Source organism: Leptospira interrogans (assembly GCF_900156205.1).
In the GTDB taxonomy this organism is placed as follows: Bacteria; Spirochaetota; Leptospiria; order Leptospirales; family Leptospiraceae; genus Leptospira; species Leptospira interrogans.
Genome location: NZ_FTNA01000011.1, coordinates 12,658 through 30,660, shown reverse-complemented (window position 1 = coordinate 30,660; position 18,003 = coordinate 12,658). Strand labels below are relative to the sequence as shown.

General features: G+C 35.1%; 18 protein-coding genes. 10 read left to right on the top strand and 8 right to left on the bottom strand.

From position 1 onward, the window contains the following. Nucleotides 1-174 precede the first annotated feature (174 nt). From BW942_RS10585 to BW942_RS10575, 4 genes are all read left to right on the top strand, one after another. On the top strand, nt 175-555 hold the full coding sequence (locus BW942_RS10585) for a methyltransferase domain-containing protein (protein WP_001983108.1): 381 nt from the start codon (nt 175-177) through the stop codon (nt 553-555). 377 nt (nt 556-932) lie between these two features. Beyond that, nucleotides 933-1,094, top strand: a complete 162-nt coding sequence (locus BW942_RS21450) for a hypothetical protein (RefSeq protein WP_002068674.1) — start codon at nt 933-935, stop codon at nt 1,092-1,094. Between the two features lie 265 nt (nt 1,095-1,359). Then, nucleotides 1,360-2,463, top strand: coding sequence for a cyclic dehypoxanthinyl futalosine synthase (gene mqnC / locus BW942_RS10580; protein WP_000146501.1), 1,104 nt, complete (start codon nt 1,360-1,362; stop codon nt 2,461-2,463). 827 nt (nt 2,464-3,290) lie between these two features. Beyond that, complete coding sequence (locus BW942_RS10575; protein ID WP_000173137.1) at nt 3,291-3,695, top strand: LIC11299 family lipoprotein; 405 nt, start codon at nt 3,291-3,293, stop codon at nt 3,693-3,695. Here the strand turns inward: BW942_RS10575 and BW942_RS10570 are convergent. The 3 genes from BW942_RS10570 to BW942_RS10560 all read right to left on the bottom strand — a co-directional run bounded on the left by BW942_RS10570 (nt 3,679) and on the right by BW942_RS10560 (nt 6,549). Then, on the bottom strand, nt 3,679-4,908 hold the full coding sequence (locus BW942_RS10570; protein ID WP_001239790.1) for a GGDEF domain-containing protein: 1,230 nt from the start codon (nt 4,906-4,908) through the stop codon (nt 3,679-3,681). The two genes, BW942_RS10575 and BW942_RS10570, sit on opposite strands and share 17 nt — an antisense overlap. Nucleotides 4,909-5,021: 113 nt before the next feature. Further along, nucleotides 5,022-5,831, bottom strand: a complete 810-nt coding sequence (locus BW942_RS10565) for a GerMN domain-containing protein (RefSeq protein WP_001113397.1) — start codon at nt 5,829-5,831, stop codon at nt 5,022-5,024. A 43-nt stretch (nt 5,832-5,874) separates the two neighbouring features. After that, complete coding sequence (locus BW942_RS10560; protein WP_000215708.1) at nt 5,875-6,549, bottom strand: HAD family hydrolase; 675 nt, start codon at nt 6,547-6,549, stop codon at nt 5,875-5,877. Between the two features lie 83 nt (nt 6,550-6,632). Between BW942_RS10560 and BW942_RS10555 the strand changes: the two genes are divergently transcribed. Genes BW942_RS10555 through BW942_RS10545 form a run of 3 tightly spaced genes read left to right on the top strand, consistent with a single transcriptional unit; the run spans nt 6,633 to nt 9,699 of the window. Further along, on the top strand, nt 6,633-7,883 hold the full coding sequence (locus BW942_RS10555; RefSeq protein WP_001097889.1) for a KamA family radical SAM protein: 1,251 nt from the start codon (nt 6,633-6,635) through the stop codon (nt 7,881-7,883). Next, nucleotides 7,876-9,000 carry a D-alanine--D-alanine ligase family protein gene (locus BW942_RS10550; RefSeq protein ID WP_001038596.1) on the top strand — a complete coding sequence of 375 codons (1,125 nt, stop codon included), beginning with the start codon at nt 7,876-7,878 and terminating at the stop codon, nt 8,998-9,000. Before BW942_RS10555 ends, BW942_RS10550 begins: the two co-directional genes overlap by 8 nt. Before the next feature lie 12 nt (nt 9,001-9,012). Beyond that, nucleotides 9,013-9,699 (top strand): iron-containing redox enzyme family protein, encoded by a 687-nt coding sequence (locus tag BW942_RS10545; RefSeq protein WP_001190719.1) that lies wholly within the window; start codon nt 9,013-9,015, stop codon nt 9,697-9,699. Here the strand turns inward: BW942_RS10545 and BW942_RS10540 are convergent. From BW942_RS10540 to bfr, 5 genes are all read right to left on the bottom strand, one after another. Further along, nucleotides 9,676-10,020, bottom strand: coding sequence for a DCC1-like thiol-disulfide oxidoreductase family protein (locus BW942_RS10540; protein ID WP_001194243.1), 345 nt, complete (start codon nt 10,018-10,020; stop codon nt 9,676-9,678). The two genes, BW942_RS10545 and BW942_RS10540, sit on opposite strands and share 24 nt — an antisense overlap. A 936-nt stretch (nt 10,021-10,956) precedes the next feature. Continuing rightward, nucleotides 10,957-11,238, bottom strand: a complete 282-nt coding sequence (locus tag BW942_RS21445; RefSeq protein ID WP_000555080.1) for a hypothetical protein — start codon at nt 11,236-11,238, stop codon at nt 10,957-10,959. Nucleotides 11,239-11,435: 197 nt separating this feature from the next. Next, nucleotides 11,436-12,548: an acetylglutamate kinase gene (locus tag BW942_RS10530; RefSeq protein ID WP_001016365.1), complete on the bottom strand. Its 1,113-nt coding sequence runs from the start codon at nt 12,546-12,548 to the stop codon at nt 11,436-11,438. Nucleotides 12,549-12,563: 15 nt separating this feature from the next. Beyond that, on the bottom strand, nt 12,564-13,814 hold the full coding sequence (locus BW942_RS10525; RefSeq protein ID WP_000181059.1) for a THUMP domain-containing class I SAM-dependent RNA methyltransferase: 1,251 nt from the start codon (nt 13,812-13,814) through the stop codon (nt 12,564-12,566). Continuing rightward, entirely contained in the window at nt 13,811-14,278 is a 468-nt protein-coding gene (gene bfr, locus BW942_RS10520; RefSeq protein WP_000677991.1) for a bacterioferritin, read from the bottom strand. The genes BW942_RS10525 and bfr overlap by 4 nt, the downstream gene beginning before the upstream one ends. A 146-nt stretch (nt 14,279-14,424) precedes the next feature. Here bfr and BW942_RS10515 point away from each other — a divergent pair, with 146 nt between their 5' ends. From BW942_RS10515 to BW942_RS10505, 3 genes are read left to right on the top strand one after another with little or no spacing between them, the layout of a single operon-like run. Beyond that, nucleotides 14,425-15,543, top strand: coding sequence for a thiolase family protein (locus BW942_RS10515; RefSeq protein WP_000287368.1), 1,119 nt, complete (start codon nt 14,425-14,427; stop codon nt 15,541-15,543). Nucleotides 15,544-15,556: 13 nt separating this feature from the next. After that, nucleotides 15,557-16,588 carry a glycosyltransferase family 9 protein gene (locus BW942_RS10510; RefSeq protein ID WP_033108310.1) on the top strand — a complete coding sequence of 344 codons (1,032 nt, stop codon included), beginning with the start codon at nt 15,557-15,559 and terminating at the stop codon, nt 16,586-16,588. Further along, the gene (locus BW942_RS10505) at nt 16,585-17,874 is read left to right on the top strand and encodes an aminopeptidase P N-terminal domain-containing protein (protein ID WP_000205143.1); all 1,290 of its coding nucleotides are present in this window, start codon (nt 16,585-16,587) and stop codon (nt 17,872-17,874) included. The genes BW942_RS10510 and BW942_RS10505 overlap by 4 nt, the downstream gene beginning before the upstream one ends. The last annotated feature ends 129 nt before the right edge of the window (nt 17,875-18,003 follow it).

The window sequence follows — 18,003 nt, the reverse complement described above, 5'->3', positions numbered from 1 at the left end:
CTAGTATCACTCGAAAAATAGCGATAGTCGTTTAGTCGATGAATACATAGATATTAAATATGTGAATCATCCGTCTATCCTTGAAATTGGGGTGCGAATTCATGTTTTTACGAAACAATTTGCGATCAAGTTTTACCAAACGTTTATTCGATTTTTGATAACAATGAACTTGGGTTGCAAGAATTTCGAGAGCGAGTTTCGAATTTAAAAGAGTTTTCATCCGAATTGATTCAGAGTGATATTCTCAATCCGCAGTATGAAGAAAAGTTTGACATTGTTTTTAGCGTTGGTTTGATCGAACACTTCGATGTAGAAAATACTCGGAAAGCTTTTTTGAATCACTTACAATTTGTTAAAACTCCAGGTGTATTGATTGTAACTTTTCCAACCCCCACGTTTTTATATCGAATGACTCGTTTCTTAGCAGAATGTTTAGATATGTGGATTTTCCATGATGAACGTCCTATTCGAGAATCAGAAATTAGATCTTTAATACCTTCTTTAAATTATAATATTTGTGAATATAGTGGCCTATCGTATGAACCCAAGGAATGATCGTAATTACAAAAGCTTGAAAATTTTTTAGAAATTAAAAATAAATTATATTTTATTAATTTATCTAAAACTAATGTAATTAGCCTGAGTTGGGTCTAAGAAAAAATTTTCTAAAAGTATGAGTTTCTACAATTTAAGAATTTGTTGGTAAAATTGTGATTTGCAGTAATTCTAACACTTGAATACTACAGATTCAAGTGTTCTAAATTTCTATTTTATAAATTGTGGTAGTTCCCATATTTAAAGAATCGATCTGTGAAGTTTCAGATTCCAACTTTTTACTTTTCTAAAGTATGAGATTGGGCGGACTGGACATTACGTTAGTGTCTATGATCTGAGTTTTTCTTTTTTTATGTTGGAATTTTTAGATATTTACTATGATCATCATAGCTTCTATTAGGTCCAAAAAGCCAATTTACTTTATCAAAAAGTCTAGGCTGCAAGGTTTAAGTTTTGCTTCAGGAATTATTTTAGAAAGATTGGATCGATTAAAAATTGAGACCAATCTTCTTTTACAACCTCATCTCAAAAATACTTGATTTTTGCTTAAAATACCGACTCCAATCATTCTAAAATATTTTTGAGATAACTTCTAGAATTTCTTTATTTAAAAGTTCAGTTATTTTAGAGTTAGAAGTAAAATGGAAATCTAAAAAGAAGGTGCAAAATTCGGAATTCATTCAAAGATTGAAGTGTGATCATTAAAGTCTGCGCCTTTCAAAGTTTTAGAAAATGGCTTCGATTATTGAAATTACCGGAACTTTTTTATATATATTTAGATGGACTGGATCCTAAGGAGTAAACGTGGCTTCTATTTTTTCATCTCAACCCACAGATCGTATTTTAGAAAAAGCATTGGATGGGAATCGGATTTCTCCCGAAGAGGCTTTGGCTTTATACCGAGAAGGAGATCATCTTAAGATTATGGCGACTGCGCGCTCGCTTCGAGAAAAAATTCTACCTCATCACTATGCTAGTTATACGATGTTTCGGGTTGTGAATTATACAAATTACTGCAATGTAGAATGTAGTTTTTGCTCTTTTATGGATGAGATTGGAAACGGTAAGGGTTATGTATTATCCGTAGAAGAAATTTTGGAGAAGATGGACTATGCGGTTGGTGAAGGTGCTGATCAAATGTTTTTACAAGGAGGGGTTTATCCAGATCTGTCTTTTGATTATTATCTGAATGTAATTTCTGCTGTAAAAAAGAAATACCCACACATGCATATTCGTGCTTTTTCTCCGGTTGAAATTATTAACTTAGAAAAAATTACCGGACTTCCACTCAAAGAAGTGCTTCAAATTTTAAAACAAACCGGATTAGATTCTGTTCCTGGAGCGGGGGCAGAAATTCTAACGGACAGAATGAGAAATATCATATCACCTAAAAAAGCAACCACAGAAGAATGGGTTCGTGCGATGGAAACCTGTCACGAAGTCGGACTTCCAGGAAGTGCAAACATAGTATTCGGTTCGGAAGAAACTCAAGAAGAAGTGATCGAACATTTAAACGTTGTGCGAAATCTACAAGATAGAACCGGAGGGTTTTTATCTTTTATTCCTTGGACCTTCCAACCACAAACGAAACGATTCAAAGTTCGTGCGGTTCCAACTCAGGAATATCTAAAGGTTCTCGGAATTTGTAGGATTTTTTTAGATAACATTCTACATATCGAAACTTCGGTGATGGTTTTAGGCAAAGGAGTAGGGCAATTGGCTCTCACAAGCGGTGCGGACGATATATCCTCTGTGGTCATAGAAGAAAACGTTTTGCGTTCTTACGGACTAAAGACCGAAAAGGAAGCGGTGAAGTTTTTAAAAGAAGGTGGATTTACTCCTAAACGAAGAGATCTTCTCTATAATTATGATCGATACGAAAACGAGTTGATCGTAGATTTTGTTTAGAGAATTGATCGTGAATAGGGTTGCGCTTAAATAACGTGAGTTCGGAATAAGAAAAAATTTTCTAAAAGTACTAATTCCTACAATTTTAAAATTTGTTTCTAAAATCGTAATTTGCAGTAGTTCTTACATTAAAAGAATCGATCTGTAAAGTTTGAATTCTAACGTTTTTCAGAAATCATGGTTCCTTACGTCGAACTCACGTTAAATACTTACAAAACTATACTCTTTGGTTGAAAATTCATTGTGTGATGTATAAAACAATAGGACGGAATTTTAGAAAAGCCATTTTAAAAAAGATTAAAATATATTAAAAATAAAATATTCTGATTTTTTAATTTTTGAAAGACGATTTTTGTATTTAAAAATGGCTGATGGCTGATAATTATATGAGTATTGAAAATCTTCTATACAATTCAAAAAGAATCACTTCACAATTAAAATTTCTATATAAAATCACTGTTTTGTGATCCTGATCAAATTTAAAATTCATTTTGTAGAGTTTCTTTAACGTTAGTTAATTTGACACCCAAAAAGGAAATTATAATTAAACTTCTAATCCATAGAAATTGGTAGTCTAAAGATAGAAAAGTCTGCTGAAAATCTGAAAAAATTATCGTTTTGCAAGTCTTAGTAAAGCTTAATTTCGGATAGATTGTACGTCCTGAAATACAGATACGCAAGTTGTTTGTTCGAGTTTAGCGGATCTAAAAAACATTTTGACGGATTAAAATTGATAAAGTTTTTGAAATGAGCAAGGATTTAGGGTGTTTAAGTTCCTACATTTTTACTTATAAGAACGGTTGCGAACATTCTAAGTCATTTTTAAGATGACTCTAAAAACAAAAAATTTGAGAGGAACGAAGGTGATAAGAATTTTAAATTGTATTCTTGTGTTTTTACTTGCTTTCGGGGCTTGTACAAAACAAGTCAAAGAGCATATTCACGTAGATACGGGAGTCACCGTAGAGGTGTTAGGCGTTCACAAATACAAATTGATCGCGATTGGTGGAGCTTCTTCAACCTCTGTCGAAGAAAACGATACATTCAAAATGAAGAATACTTCTTGCACCGCCGCGAAATCTATTGCGGCGCGTAAATTAGAAGAACTTGAACCGGAACAAAAAAACAGATTATTTTTTATGGAAACCGTGGACACGAAATATATAGACGACGGGGCTTATTGTGAAATTACGTATCACTATGAACTTCCTGCGCCTAAGAAGCAGCAGTAGTTCCCGGATATTCTCTGGGAAAGTAACGGATCGGTTCTATAAAAGAAACTCTGTTTCTTCCCTTTTTTTTAGATTCATAAAGAGCTGAGTCTATGGAATGATAGATGTCGTCAAAACTGAATTCTTCTCCGGGACCAAAGATACAAGCACCGATGGAAACTGTAATTTTAACCGGACTTCCTTTTTGGGTTCGGTAGGATAATTCTTTTTCGGCGACTTCCATTCTTAAGTTTTCGCAAAGTTGAACCAGATCTTCTTTTTTGATCGCATCTAAAAGAATACAAAATTCATCCCCGCCGATTCGAGAGCAGATATCGGTCGCTCTGACTCTTTGTTTCATCACGTCTGAAATTGTACGAAGAGATAAATCTCCGGCCAAATGTCCGTAAGAATCGTTGATTTCTTTTAGATAATCCATATCTAAGATGATCATAGCGAGAGAAAAACGATAACGTTGTGCTCTTTTAAGAAATAATTCAAATTGTTCGATCAAATATCTTCGATTGTAGAGACCAGTGAGTTCATCCACCTTGGAAATTTTTTCAATTTGAATGTTTTTATCTCTGAGTTTACTTACAGCTTTTTGAAGTTTTTTTTTGGCTCTGTGATCCATCACCCTCCAAAAATTAATCAGAAGGTTTCCAAAAATTCCAGTAAAAAGATAGATGAGTACGTTTGCAAAATCGTGTTGAAGTACGTTTTTGTTTCCGGTCAGAGATGTACATAAAACTAGAGAAAAATAAAAAAGTCCATTGAAAATGACTACGGTTGTTCCGGTGAGCCAAAGAAGAATATTTCCACTTACAACTAAAGTTGTATAAAAATGAAAGTAGAGTCCCATTCTTCCTGGATCTAAAAAAACATAAGGGAGAATAGAGAACACGATTACTCCTGAGGATAAAATACTGTATCTTTCTATCCTTCTTCTAAAAAAAGGTCTCCATTTTATAAGCAGAAATGCGAAGAAAGCAGATAAAAGTAAGACGGTTAAACGGGAATATACTAGAATTTGGTTTTCTTTCCCGAGTAAAGAAGCCCCGTCCGGAAGTAGAAAGGAAAGAAAACTAATTCCGATACAAAAAAAGAAATAGATAACTGTGGCTCTTCTAACATCTGGTTGATAAATTCTCAAATAATCATCCGGAAACGGATTAAAAAAAACTCTCCTAGCGAGTAGTTTTATTTTTTGATTATTTCCCAAAGAAAGCCTCATCTGTTTTACAAAAGATCGGACGATCTAACTTCCTCATTTTAAAAATGGTTTTGTATAAACAATCAGGATTTATAATCCTGCCGGTTTGTTTGTTGTTACTCGTTTTTTGACGATTAAAAAACGACTATCTTTCTAGGGTTTTTTGTCAGAAGAGAGGGTAATGGCAATCCTTCCCCGCCTAAAGAACGTACAAATTTACCATTGATTTTGAGCTGAACTCCCTGGATGGGAAGATTTTCCATAAGGCTATAGATAAGTTGGTCAATTCTATCTTTTAGAATTTCGGGACCAGCTTCTTTTTCCAGATCGCTGCTTAGGGAAAGTTTGAGAATTCCTTTCTCAATTCTATAATTATCGTCGTAACGCAAACTTTGTGGAATGGAATTTAGGATTCCTTTTTCTTTTTCCTGAGAAACCGGCCCAGCGATCAAAGAATTTAAGATCAATTTCACCCTATCTCCGCCTTTGGAAAGTCTAAGCACTTTCACAAGTCTGGAATGACTTTTACTACCTTTGCCGTAAAACTTCAGAAAAAAAAGAGATAATTCTCCTTTTTCCGAAGGAATTGGAAAATCGGGTTCGTTGGTAGAATCCATAGAAAATATAGGAGGTTCTAAAACCGGAACGTCTTCGTTTAAATCTTCTTCGATGGAGTTGGATGAATCTGTAGAGGTTTGTATATCTCCATTTTGAAGAAGTTCTTCTAGAATTTCTTCTTCTGCTTGATCCATGATTTCTTTGTGATTGAAATTTTCTTTTGAAGACGAGTAAGGTTTTGGGGTTAATTTTCCTATATTATTAAAATTAAATCCCTCGTTAGAAATAGAAAATCCGGAGCCTGTGCTTTTATCCAAGAGCACTAACGTAAAAATAATTCCGGTGAGAATGAAAATGATATTTTTTCTTTTTTCGGAATCCGGCACACTTTCATTTTCGGAAAAAAAACGGATTCTATGCAGGTAAAAATCAGAGTACTTCGTTCAAATCTGAAATGTTTTTAAGTTTTAAATCGAAGTCTGGAATTTCTCCTTCCGGAGCATGTCCATAGGAACAAAATGCAAAAGGACAACCGTTTTGTCTGGCGGCTTCATGATCGGAAAGTCTGTCTCCAATCATTAGAATTTGATTTGGTTTTAGATGATAGAGTTTTATATACTCTTCTAAAATTTCTGCTTTGGTTCGGATGCGTTTGTTGTCTAAAACTAAAATCGGTTCAAATTTAGGAAGAATTCCGGAAACTTCAAGTATGGTTTGGATATAAGGTTTTCTTCCGTTTGAGGCGGCTAAAATACGATAACCTTTTTGAGCCAGGATTTCTATAGTTTCCAAAACGTTGGGATAAAATTCTCCTTCTCCTTTTTTAATTCTATCGCAAAGAAAACGAAGCACACTATCGGAGATGCTGTCTCTTTGTTCTTCATTTAGCTGGGGAAGAAGGTTGAAGAATATGGTTTTAACCGGTTTACCGATTTCTGCCATAATTCGATCTCGAGAAGGAAGTTCGATTTGGATTCCGGAGGTCTTGGAAAAATTTAGAATCGAATCTCGGTAGACTTCAAGAATGATCCCTTCAGACGAAAAAAGAGTACCGTCTACATCGAACGCAAGGGCTTGGAGAGATTCTACTGAAAATACAGTCATTCTAAGGACAGTTTTAGAAAACGAATCCTTTTGGCAACCTTTGCTTGATTTTCCCCGGACTCGAAGAAAATAGGAACAACCGAATGAATACTTCCCATTCTTTTGTACAAAAATCTAAAGGAGAAAGTTTTGTAAATCGTTCTCGGTTATTTTCGTCCTTTGATTGGACCGATTACAAGGCACAACTTCAGAATAGAGTAAAAGGTTTTGAACTAGAACGTTATTTCGATTTAACGGAGAGCGAAAAAATTGGAATTGAAAACACAATTCGTTTAAACGTTTCGGCAACTCCATATTACATTTCTCTTGCAGACCCAGAAGATCCAAATTGTCCGATTCGAAAAATGATTCTTCCCAGAGAAGACGAATGTATTTTTTCTCCGGAAGAGTCCCCTGATCCTTTACACGAGGAGCGATTGTCTCCTGTAAAAGGTTTAACACATATGTATCCAGATCGGGTTCTTCTTTTTACCAACCATGAATGTTCTGTATATTGTAGACATTGTATGAGAGGTCGTAAGGTTTCCGATTCCAAAGAAAGAATGCTTACGGAGGATTTGGAAATTTGTTTCGACTACATCAAATCTCATCCAGAAATTACCGACGTCGTATTATCTGGGGGAGATCCCTTGAATCTAAGTGATTCTAAAATCGACTGGATTTTGGAACGATTGGAAAAAATTGAACACGTTAAGATTTGTAGGTTAGGAACTCGTAATCCGGTCACTCTTCCATTTAGAGTTACATTTGATCTTTGTAATATAATAGAATCTCATAATACCGACAGACTTTCCATTTTTTGTAATACTCAATTTAATCACTCTAAAGAATGTACTCCCGAAGCAAAAGAAGCAATTTTAAAACTTTTGAAAGCGGGAGTGAACGTAGGCAACCAATGTGTTCTTTTAAAAGAAGTTAATGATTCCGGACAAACTATGTTAGAACTTCATAAAAAACTATTGGAGTTGCGAGTTCGAGCTTATTATATGTACGATCCGGAGTTGATTCCCGGTTCTAGAGGTTTTAGAACTCCTCTTGCTAAAGGAATTGAAATCATTGAATTTATGAGAGGTAAAATTGGTGGGATGGGAATTCCACAATTTGTAAACGATCTTCCTGGAGGAGGAGGAAAAATTACTTTAACTCCGAATTGGTATTTGGGTTTTTACAAACCGGAGAGGATACACGTTTTCAAGTCTGCGTTACGCGGAACCTATCATTTCAGTCCGGAACCAATCGATTCTAAGATGGAGGAATTTTATCCGGAAATTTCTTCAGAAATCTGGGAAAGAGTTTTTTCTAATTCTTTCGGAATCTACAAATCAAATGAATAAAATGACTCCTACTGTTTTGGTTTATGCAGATCTACACGAATTTGAGGGAAATTTTCCGGAAATTTATAAACAGGAATGGGAGTCCAAGAAGTCAGTGGACGCAATTTTAGAATTGTTAAACGAAGTCGGAGAAAGTATCGAACTGGTAGTAACTCCAAATGAACTTCTGGAAAAATTAAAATGTTATTGTGATTTGGACTTTTCTAAACGTCCCGTAATTTTTCATTTAATGGAAGGGTTTTGTTCTAGAAATAGAGAATCTTTGATTCCTGCCGTAGCCGAATTATTCGGTTTTCCTCATACTGGTTCGGACTCGTATTCTCAAAATGTTTCCTTAGATAAAAATTTAACCCGAATTTTTGCACAATCGATAGGTGTTCCTGTTGCATCAGGATTTTGGATTCGCTCTAAGGATGTTTTATTTAAAGAATTACTACAATTGGAATGTAATTCTGAAATTAAAAAAAGGTTTTCTTTTTCAAAAGGGAATGAACTCAATCTGAAAAATTTTTCCTTCCCCGCTTTTATTAAACCTGCGGGAGAAGGTTCTAGTCTTGGAATCGGAGAAAAAAATATCATTTATAGTTTTGAAGAACTGAATACTTTATTGTCTGAAGCTCCGGAAATTTTTTTCCCATATCTTTTGGAAGAATACTTAACAGGAAACGAATATACGATTTCTGTAATTGGTTCTGCCACTTTTGGTTATAAGGTAAGTTCTGCCGGACGATTGATATTACGAGAAGATTTAAAAGTCGAAGATGTATACGGAGAAAAAACGAAATCTAAAAGTATAATGCCCGAGACTCTCGTATTTGATTGTCCTAAAGATTTGGAAGTTATAATTCAACAACAGAGTGTGTTATTTTGTGAATCTCTTGGGACCTCCGGACCTGCGAGACTTGACTGGAAATTGGATTCCTTAGGGAATCCTTTTTTTTTAGAAATGAATCTAACCCCTGGATTGTCTCCGTTTTATTCCACGTTTCCGATTTGTTATCGTCATAGCCTTGGGGACGAAAAAAATTTGTTTCAAGAGATTCTAAAAATTGCGCGTTTGGATTTCGAGACTGATCGATTTTTATATTCTAAAAATAAAATTCGGAATCTAATATAAAATTATAGATTTATGCAATCAATCAATACTGCTTCAACTTTTAGAAAAACCTTGGAAGAATCTGTTCGAAATCATCCAGTTCTTACTTTTAATCTTTGGTTAGAAAAAAAAGAACATAAAATGGAAAGGGAAGATTTGCTTCTATGGCTTCGTCAAGAATATTTTGTAAGTGTAGATTTTGTAAATTGGTTTTTAAATACAGCTTCAATTTGTGATTCTGTGGAAGCTAAGATTGTACTCGTCTCCAATATCTGGGAAGAATTGGGAGAGGGAAACGTTGAAAATTCTCACGTTTTTATTTTGAAAAAATTCCTTTCGGATATGGGAGAAGTTGTCCATGAAAAACATGTACTTCCGGAAACGACTTCTTATTTGAATCTGATGCAGAAAATTACTACTTCGGATTTTTATTCCGCCTTGGGTGCTCTTGGCCCCGCAAATGAGTATTTGCTTAAATTAGAATATTCTAGAATGTTTAAATCTTATTTGAATTTAAGGGAAAGAATTATTTTACCAGAAGGTAAATTCTTTCAAGTAAATTTAAACGCCGATGAATCTCATGCAGAGAAATTATTTCGTTTGATCGAAGTTGTGGCGGATACGGAAGAAAAACGGAATCGAGTAATGGAAGGGAGTCAACTTGCCTTGGACGCTAGACTTGTGTTTTACGAAGGTCTAACGACTTTTCAAGGACTTTAAAAAGATCATTCCAATCATTCCAAATATAGGAATTAAAGGAAGATAAAGAAGAGGAGAAACCCAACGATACCCTTTGAGAGAATGGCTGAGTTTCCGAACCGCAAAAAAACCTGGATATCTTCTTCCGTTTGCAATCATTTGAACGTTTCCTTCTGCTACACGAATATTTAAGGTGGGATGGATTTCTTTGAGTTCTTTTTCCGTAAAGTCTCGGAAAGATCGAAATCTAATTTTAGGATTTAGATTTAGACTTTGTAGTTTTTTGGCTAAGTTTCTGCAAAACGAACATTCGCCGTCATATAGAAAAACTAATGTTTGCATAATAAATTCATTTTTTTAAATCTTATTTAAAAAATTCAACCTCTTTAGTTTTGTAAATTTGGGGTCGGAACTCCAGCCAATTTATTTTGAAATCGAACGTATTCATTTGAACAGAGAGTAAGTAGGAACTAATTTTTTATCACGAAAATTGTATATTTTCGTGATAAAAAATAATTTGTGAGAGTTCCCACAATCTTGAAGAGTCGGATTAACTTTTTGAATACAAAATTTTATTTTCAATTGCATTCGAAATGAGTTTAGAGAATCCCTATTGGTTTCAAGAAATGTTTTGACTGAAGTTTTTTAGCTTAATTGTTCGCGCGGTGGATTACAAAAATTTTTTTCAAAAGTAGTAGTTCCTACATTTTCAAAAAAAGAAAGAATTTGTATGAATTTCTACAAATCCAGTATTGACTAAGAACTTGTACCAAAACCTCAAAAAATTTTATCCGATAATTCTTTAAAGATTTTTAATCAAGTGCAGTAGTTCCTACAAGTTAGGTTGCATTTGGTAATTTAACGTGAGTTCGATGTAAGAGATTTGTTTTACAACAACTTGACTTTCTGTAAAAAATAAATGTGGGAACTCCCGCAAATCCATATTTTACCATAAAACTTTGTAACGTAGGAACTACCACCAGAAGTTATAATGATAAATTAGCTATTTAACGTAAGCAGGGCGTAAAAAAACGAGAAATAATTTTCTAAAAGTATGAGCTCCTACAATTTTAGAATTTGTTCGTAAAATCGTGATTTGCGGGAGTTCCCACATTTTAGGAATCGAGATCACATTTTTTTTAGAAAAATGAACCATAGATTTTTTACATCGAACTCACGTTAATTTACGAATTTTCAAGCAGTTCTAATCTCGTTCAATTTTCGTAATAGTTCCTACATTTTTGTAAAACTCAATCTCACGGGGATCGTTCGAAAAACTCAACAAACATTTCCTAAACTTAAATCTCGCTTCCCGTTGAGCGCCAATGGAAGTGAGACGCCTGAGTTTTCCAGGGCGCGAGATAGACCGGCGTTCAAACTCAGTAAAACACTTTCTATCATAACCAACCCCACAAATAATTGGATCTCAAGATCTATCGTCGGAATTACGACAAAATCTTCTGTAAAACTTAGTTCCCACCCCACAACGCGACCCATAGGAAAGCGTTGTGTTGAGTTTTCCAACGCGACCTGCAGAGCGACCCTTAGGGAGCGATGCATTGAGTTTGAGGAAAGCGTTGTGTTGAGTTTTTCCTATTTTTGGGTGGGGGAGGTTTTCTTTATCAGAAAAACATACTTTTTGCAAGTAAAAAGACTCATTCTTGTCGGAACACTTGAAAAATGTGCCTTTGGGAGTCTTCTGATTCTAAAATCCTATTAACTTGTGGGGTTGGTGATGACTTTCTATGGGTCGCATTTTAGGTGCTCGACATATCTTCTGGGAGGTTTTTGAGAAAAGAGCAAATATTAGGCACTTGGATTTCTTGAACTCCGATCCAGAAGTAAATCCAAATCCCTTCTTTTTGCATACCGTCGCATACTTTCATATACCATTTTGAAATCGTATTTTCTTTTCTTGCTCTCCAAAATAAAATTGGAAATCTATAGATTAGTTCGTCCCAAATGTCTCTTCCAACTCCTTCTCCCCTCGCAATTTCATCTACTGCAAACTTAGATAGAAACGTACCAAAAGAAGTGTTTTTTACTAACGCACATCCTTTAAATTCAGATTCTAAAAGGATTCCGGCAAACTTTTGATTCCAAAAATCTTTTTTAAGAGATTTTTGAAATGCCTTTTCGATCAAAAGATTTAACTTCTCACTGGAAACTGTAAGAGGATCTTCAATAAAATCGATACGGTTCTTTCTTCTTAAAAGAGTTCCACTTCCTTTGATTGTAAATAATTCTTTGAGAAGTGAAGACGCAGAAGTGATCGCGATTTCAAAATCCTTATCCTTTACATTTTTATAAAGTTCTAAACAGATAGATAAAATGGATTCGTCTTCTGGATCCGGTTTTATGGAGGAATCAACGTCGAAAATGGAAATTTTATTTCCTTTTAAATAAACCCCACCTCTGGAATAAAGATGAACCAATTTTTTAGTACGAAGAATGGAACAAAGTTTAGTTAAAAAATTGAAAAGAACCTGACCTTTTTCTTCCGCTATAAAAACAGGAAGTTTTTCTTCATCTAAAGCGGAACGAACCGCACCCGCTAAATCCTGAGGATGTCTGAATAATTTTCCAGGTAAAATTGAGGGAGTATCATCTTTGTTTTGATTTCTATAAAATAGATTGGTGTAAGAAATTCCGTCCTTATCCAAAACTACAACTGGAAATAAATCTAACTTGTGAAGTAGTTTGAGATTATAAAGAAGAGCTTCTGCCGATTCCATCAGAGTAGAGGAATCGGCATAGATCACAGCAAACTTTTCAGGTTCGATGGAACGAAATCGTTTTAAAAACTGAAACGAATCTTGAGTATTCTCAGTAACTTCTAAAAGTTTTAGTAGAATTTCTTGATGATTCATTCCGAATCGATTGGATTATCTACCTAAAGTGTAGGCAACTAATTTTCCTTTTAACTTTCCAATCGTTAGAGATTGTTCTTTGTCTTTTTTTAATTTTAGAAAACCTAAAAGAGAAGTATCTCCACAGACGATCGCAAGAACATTTCCCGAAAAGTGATCTTTTAGTTTTTTACCCCAAGCCAAGTAAGCTTCTTTGGCTTCTTCTTTAGTTCCTAAACGAACCCCGTAAGGAGGATTTGTTACAATAAAACCTTCGGAAATTTTTTCCTCGTTTTCGGAAATCTTTGCATCTGATTCGAAAAAATGAATCAAATGATCCACTCCCGCATTTTTTGCGTTTAACCTAGCCAACCCAAGAGTCTTTGGATCTAAATCGGAAGCAAATATTTTTATTTCCGAAGAAAGATTTAAATTCTCTTTAAAGTTTGGCTGTCCGAAAAGTTTTTGAAACGGAAGAGAAGACGCTAAACTTCTATAATTGGTATGGCCTCCATATAGAAGTTTGAGCGCAGCCTCTACTACAACTGTTCCTGAACCACAGAATGGGTCGTATAACTGTGATTTGGCGTCCCATCCGGAATAACGAATCAAAGCGGAAGCTAGAATTTCTCGAATGGGTGCTTCCCCTCCAATTCTACCGTGTCCTCTCTGTTGAAGAGGTCTTGTGTTTAAACCTAAAGAAAGTTTTGCGTGATCAGAATGAGAACGTAGATAGAATAAAAAATCTGGTTCTTCCCTTGAAATTTTTGGAGGTTCTTTTCCCTTAGAGCGAAAACGGTCAAAGATTGCATCTTTCAGTTTGTATGTCGCATAACGTGAATCTTTTAAGGAATCTTTAGTAGCAGAATCGATTCTCAAAGAATGTTCTGAATTTAAAATTTTCTCAAAAGGAAATTGAAGTGCTTGATCGTAAAGATCTTCCGGGTTTTCTACTCTCCAATATTTTAACGAAATGCTGATTCCGGACGCGATTCCAGTAGAAAGAATAAATTCTTTTAAGGCTTTTGCTGGACCTTGAAAAAAAATTCCACCTCTGTTTTCTGAGATGATCTTTAAACCGGCTTCTATTACTTCTTCTCGCAACAGCCCAGAAAGACCATCTGGACAAGAAGCGTGATATTCAAAAGAATCCGGTTTTGAAAAATCCCATTCCGATTTTAAAGGATTTTGTTTTTGCCTTGGATCGTTCGAAAAATTTTTTCTATCAGATCTTTTTGATTTTAACCGGAGGGATTTTTTAGGAATTGGTTTTTTAAAATTTGTCACTCTATTTGTTGTGCAAGATAATTTTCAACGCCGATTTGACGAATGATTTCTTGTTGAGATTCTATCCAATCGATATGTTCTTCTTCCGAGATCAAAATCTTTTCAAATAATTCTCTTGTACCATTATCGTTATTTTTAACCGCGATTACAATTCCGCGATTGAATCTTTCTACTGCCGCATATTCCAATTCTAAATCTACTTTCAAAATTTCTTCTATATTATTTCCTACATTAATCTTCATGTATCTTTGAAGATCGGGCACTCCGTCTAAATAAAGAATACGATCAATCACTTCGTCGGCGTGTTTCATTTCGTCTATCGATTCGCGTTTCATAAAGTCTGCAAGTTTTTTAAAGCCCCAGTTCTTATTCATCTTAGCATGAATGAAATACTGATTGATCGCAGTCAGTTCTGCAGAAAGCACTTCGCCTAAAATTTCGAGTACTTCTTTATTACCTTTCATTTTATTTCTCCTTGTGATCATTTCAGTATAAAAATCATTCTTAATTTTGCAAGGATAGTTTATAAACATGGATGAAAAGTCGTCTTACTTGTGTTATTTAATTTTTTTTGATTTTCAATCTCACAATTTTTAAAAACATAGACCCGATGTATTCATCTGCTTTTATTATTGATTCTGAACTCAGTCATTTTGGAAAGACTGAACTTGATTATCATTCTCTTTCTTATCAAACAGCAATTCAACTTTTGGAAAGAAATTCTGAGTTTGAACCTCAGTTTCTTATTTTTGCAGCGATGGCTCCGGAACGTTATACGGGAGAGGTGTTTGTTTCTGCTCGGATCAAAGAAAGTCTTGGTTTGAAAAATTTATTTACGATTCGCACAGAGACTGCTTCTTCTTCCGGTGCAAGTGCTCTTCATACCGCTGTTTATTTACTTCGTTCTGGAGCGTTTCAAAGAGGAATTATAATTGCTACCGAAGTGATGAGTCGTCTTGAAAGAGAAGAGAACAATCTTCTTTTAGGAAGTGTTTTATCGGAACGACAAAAAGGTTTTGCTATGTCCATGGCTCAAGGAGGAGGAATGATCGCTACACGTTATCTGCAACAGTACGGATATGATCGTAGGGATCTTTATTTACTTTCTAAAAAGTTACACGATAACGGACTTAAAAACGAAAAGGCCCATATCAAAAAAAATATTACAGAAGTAGAATATTTTAATTCTCCTGTGTTTACAAGTCCACTTTGTCTTTACGATATTTCTCCTCTTTCCGATGGAAGTTGTGCGGTTTTACTGAGTTCCGAAAAAACAAAATCTTCTCGATCTTTAGAAATACGTGGAATTGGGCACGGGATCGGAAATCTTTCCAATCCGCCGGGAGATTTAAGTTTTAGCTCTAGTGTAACCGCGTTTCAAGGCGCATACAAAGAGGCAAATTTAAAACCGGAGCAGATTCAAATTGCAGAGTTGCACGACGCTTTTACACCTTTTGAGTTGATAGGAGCAGAGGATGCGAAACTTTTTCCGAGAGGTTCTGCATTGCGTTATGTGAAAGAGGGAAAAACTCATCCAGAAGGACAACTTCCTATCAACGCATCGGGAGGTTTAAAAACCAGAGGTCATCCAGTGGGAGTTTCTGGGCTGGCACAAATTGCTGAATTACAAAGTTGGATGTTTAAAAAAGAACGTTTTCAAAACGGTTTGGCTCTTTCTATCGGAGGTTTGGGTGTGAATAATTTTGCTACGATTCTTTCTAAAGTTTAAAACGGAATTGAACGTGAACGAAAAAATACTTTTGATTCAAACCGCTTTTTTAGGAGATTTGATTTTAACGACTTCTTTCTTTAGAGAAGTCAAAAAAAAATACCCGAACTCATATCTTACGGTTGTGGTTAATAAAGGAACCGAAAGTGTACTTGAGGCAAATCCTTATATAGATAGTCTGATTCCTTTGGATAAGAAGGAATTCAAAAAATCTATTTGGAAATTTTTTTCCTTTCTGAGAGAACTTCGAAAAGAAAATTATACACTTTGTATTTTGCCTCATTTTTCTTTTCGTTCTACTTTGATCGGATTTGCAAGTGGCGCCAAGGAAAGAATTGGATACGAAACAGCGGGTTTTTCTTTTTTGCTAACTAAAAAAATTCCAAGACCTATTTTAGGAATGCACGAGGTAGAAAAACTGTTTTCTTTATTATACAGTAAAGAAGAATATTCTAATATTCAAAAGCGCCCTGAGCTTTATTGGAAAGAAGAATCCGTTTTTAGAATTCGTGAATTGATGAAAGAGAACAGACTTGAATCTGGAAATTACGTTTTACTTGCTCCTAGTTCCGTCTGGGAAACCAAACGGATGCCTGCTTCTAAGTTTAGAGTTTTAGGGGAACGTATTTTTAAGGAAACCGGTAAGGAGGTGGTTTTAATTGGATCCAAAGCAGATTTAGATCTTTGCGAAGAAGTAGGTTCTGGTTACGCAATTAATTTTGCGGGAAAAACAAATTTACCAGAACTTTCGTTTTTAGTTTCTAAAGCGGCTTTGGTTATCAGTAATGATTCTTCTCCGATTCATTTTGCTTCTGCATTTAACATTCCTACTTTGGCAGTTTTTGGGGCTACGGTTCCGGATTTTGGTTATACTCCACTTGCTGATCTTTCTTTTATCTCTGAGATTCATGGACTTACTTGTAGACCTTGTGGGATTCACGGTGGTAGAACTTGTCCTGAAGGACATTTTCGTTGTATGAAGGAACAAGATACCAATAAAATGTTTGAAGTAGCAGTCCAATTAGAACAAGGAAATGTAAAATGACTTCATATATTTATTCGGAACGAATCGAAAAAGTTCAAAAAAGATTAAAAGATGGTGAGGTTTTGATCGTCTTTGCGGCTTCTCATTTAATCCGAAATCGGGACGTAGAATATAAATTTCGCCAGGACTCCGATTATTATTATCTAACTGGTATTGAGGAATCGGATGGAATTCTAATATTAAAAAATTCTTATAAATCGATTTTTGTACTTCCAAAAGATAAAGATAAAGAAATCTGGACCGGAATTAGAATCGGGAAAGAAAAAGCGAAAGAACTGTTAGGTTTGGACGAGTCTTTTGATACGAACGAATGGGAATCAAAGCTGGATGAAATTTTACTCAACCAACATACTTTGTTTCATTTTTTTGGAAAAAATTTGGTTCGTGATTCTAAACTTATCGAATGGATTTATTCTCTCAATCAAAGATCCAGAGAAGGCAAGTTCGGTCCTAAAAGGATTGAAACTCCGGATTTTTTACATTGGATGAGAATGTTTAAGTCTGCCGTGGAAATAGAAGCTCTTCGAGAATCTGCAAGAATCACTGCTTTAGGTCATGTAAGATTGATGAGAGAATCTAAACCTGGAATGTTTGAATATGAACTCGAAGCGATTTTAGAATCTGAATATTTAAAACACGGGGCTTGGGGGGGCGGTTACGGACATATCGTCGCAAGTGGAAAAAACGCAACCATTCTTCATTATACGTCTAACAACTGTCAGTTGAAACCAGGAGATCTTGTGTTGGTGGACAGCGGGGCTGAAAAAGGATATTATACTGCAGACGTGACTCGTAACTTTCCCGTAGGAAAAAAATTTTCTCCTGAACAAAAGGCGGTCTACGAAGTGGTTTTGAGAGCACAGAAAGAAGCTGTTTCCAATACGAAGGAAGGAGTGGAATTTGCTTCGATCCATAATCAAGCCGTTAAAACTCTTGTAGAAGGTTTGAAAGACTTAGGCCTTTTGGAAGGTTCTATGGATTTCATTTTAGAGCAAAATACATTCAAAAAATATTATATGCATAGAACCAGTCATTATCTAGGTATGGATGTGCACGATGTAGGTTCCTATTATAAAGACGGAGCTTCTTGGTCTTTGCAGGACGGTCAGGTAATTACGATTGAACCGGGGCTTTATTTTGATCCTACTGATCTTACAATTCCAGAAAAATTTAGAGGGATAGGGATTCGGATAGAAGACGATGTTTTGGTTCAAGGTCAAAACCCAGTAAATCTTACGTCTTTGATTCCCAAAGAAATTGATGAAATAGAATCTCTCAAAAACTGAACTTGAAATTTAAGAAAAACCTTTTCCTGATTATTTTTAAAGTTTATCTAAGAACTTGAGTATGTGGGAGTCTTACAATTTTTAAGGACGGAAGTACGTTCTAAAGTTATAAACTAATGACAAAAGATT

Coding starts and splice junctions, on each gene's coding strand:
- BW942_RS10555 (WP_001097889.1), top strand. CDS start 6,633: ATGAATACTTCCCATTCTTTTGTACAAAAATCTAAAGGAGAAAGTTTT.
- BW942_RS10505 (WP_000205143.1), top strand. CDS start 16,585: ATGACTTCATATATTTATTCGGAACGAATCGAAAAAGTTCAAAAAAGA.
- BW942_RS10540 (WP_001194243.1), bottom strand. CDS start 10,020: ATGCAAACATTAGTTTTTCTATATGACGGCGAATGTTCGTTTTGCAGA.
- BW942_RS10560 (WP_000215708.1), bottom strand. CDS start 6,549: ATGACTGTATTTTCAGTAGAATCTCTCCAAGCCCTTGCGTTCGATGTA.
- BW942_RS21450 (WP_002068674.1), top strand. CDS start 933: ATGATCATCATAGCTTCTATTAGGTCCAAAAAGCCAATTTACTTTATC.
- BW942_RS21445 (WP_000555080.1), bottom strand. CDS start 11,238: ATGCATCGCTCCCTAAGGGTCGCTCTGCAGGTCGCGTTGGAAAACTCA.
- BW942_RS10550 (WP_001038596.1), top strand. CDS start 7,876: ATGAATAAAATGACTCCTACTGTTTTGGTTTATGCAGATCTACACGAA.
- BW942_RS10530 (WP_001016365.1), bottom strand. CDS start 12,548: ATGAATCATCAAGAAATTCTACTAAAACTTTTAGAAGTTACTGAGAAT.
- bfr (WP_000677991.1), bottom strand. CDS start 14,278: ATGAAAGGTAATAAAGAAGTACTCGAAATTTTAGGCGAAGTGCTTTCT.
- BW942_RS10545 (WP_001190719.1), top strand. CDS start 9,013: ATGCAATCAATCAATACTGCTTCAACTTTTAGAAAAACCTTGGAAGAA.
- BW942_RS10570 (WP_001239790.1), bottom strand. CDS start 4,908: ATGAGGCTTTCTTTGGGAAATAATCAAAAAATAAAACTACTCGCTAGG.
- BW942_RS10515 (WP_000287368.1), top strand. CDS start 14,425: ATGTATTCATCTGCTTTTATTATTGATTCTGAACTCAGTCATTTTGGA.
- BW942_RS10575 (WP_000173137.1), top strand. CDS start 3,291: ATGACTCTAAAAACAAAAAATTTGAGAGGAACGAAGGTGATAAGAATT.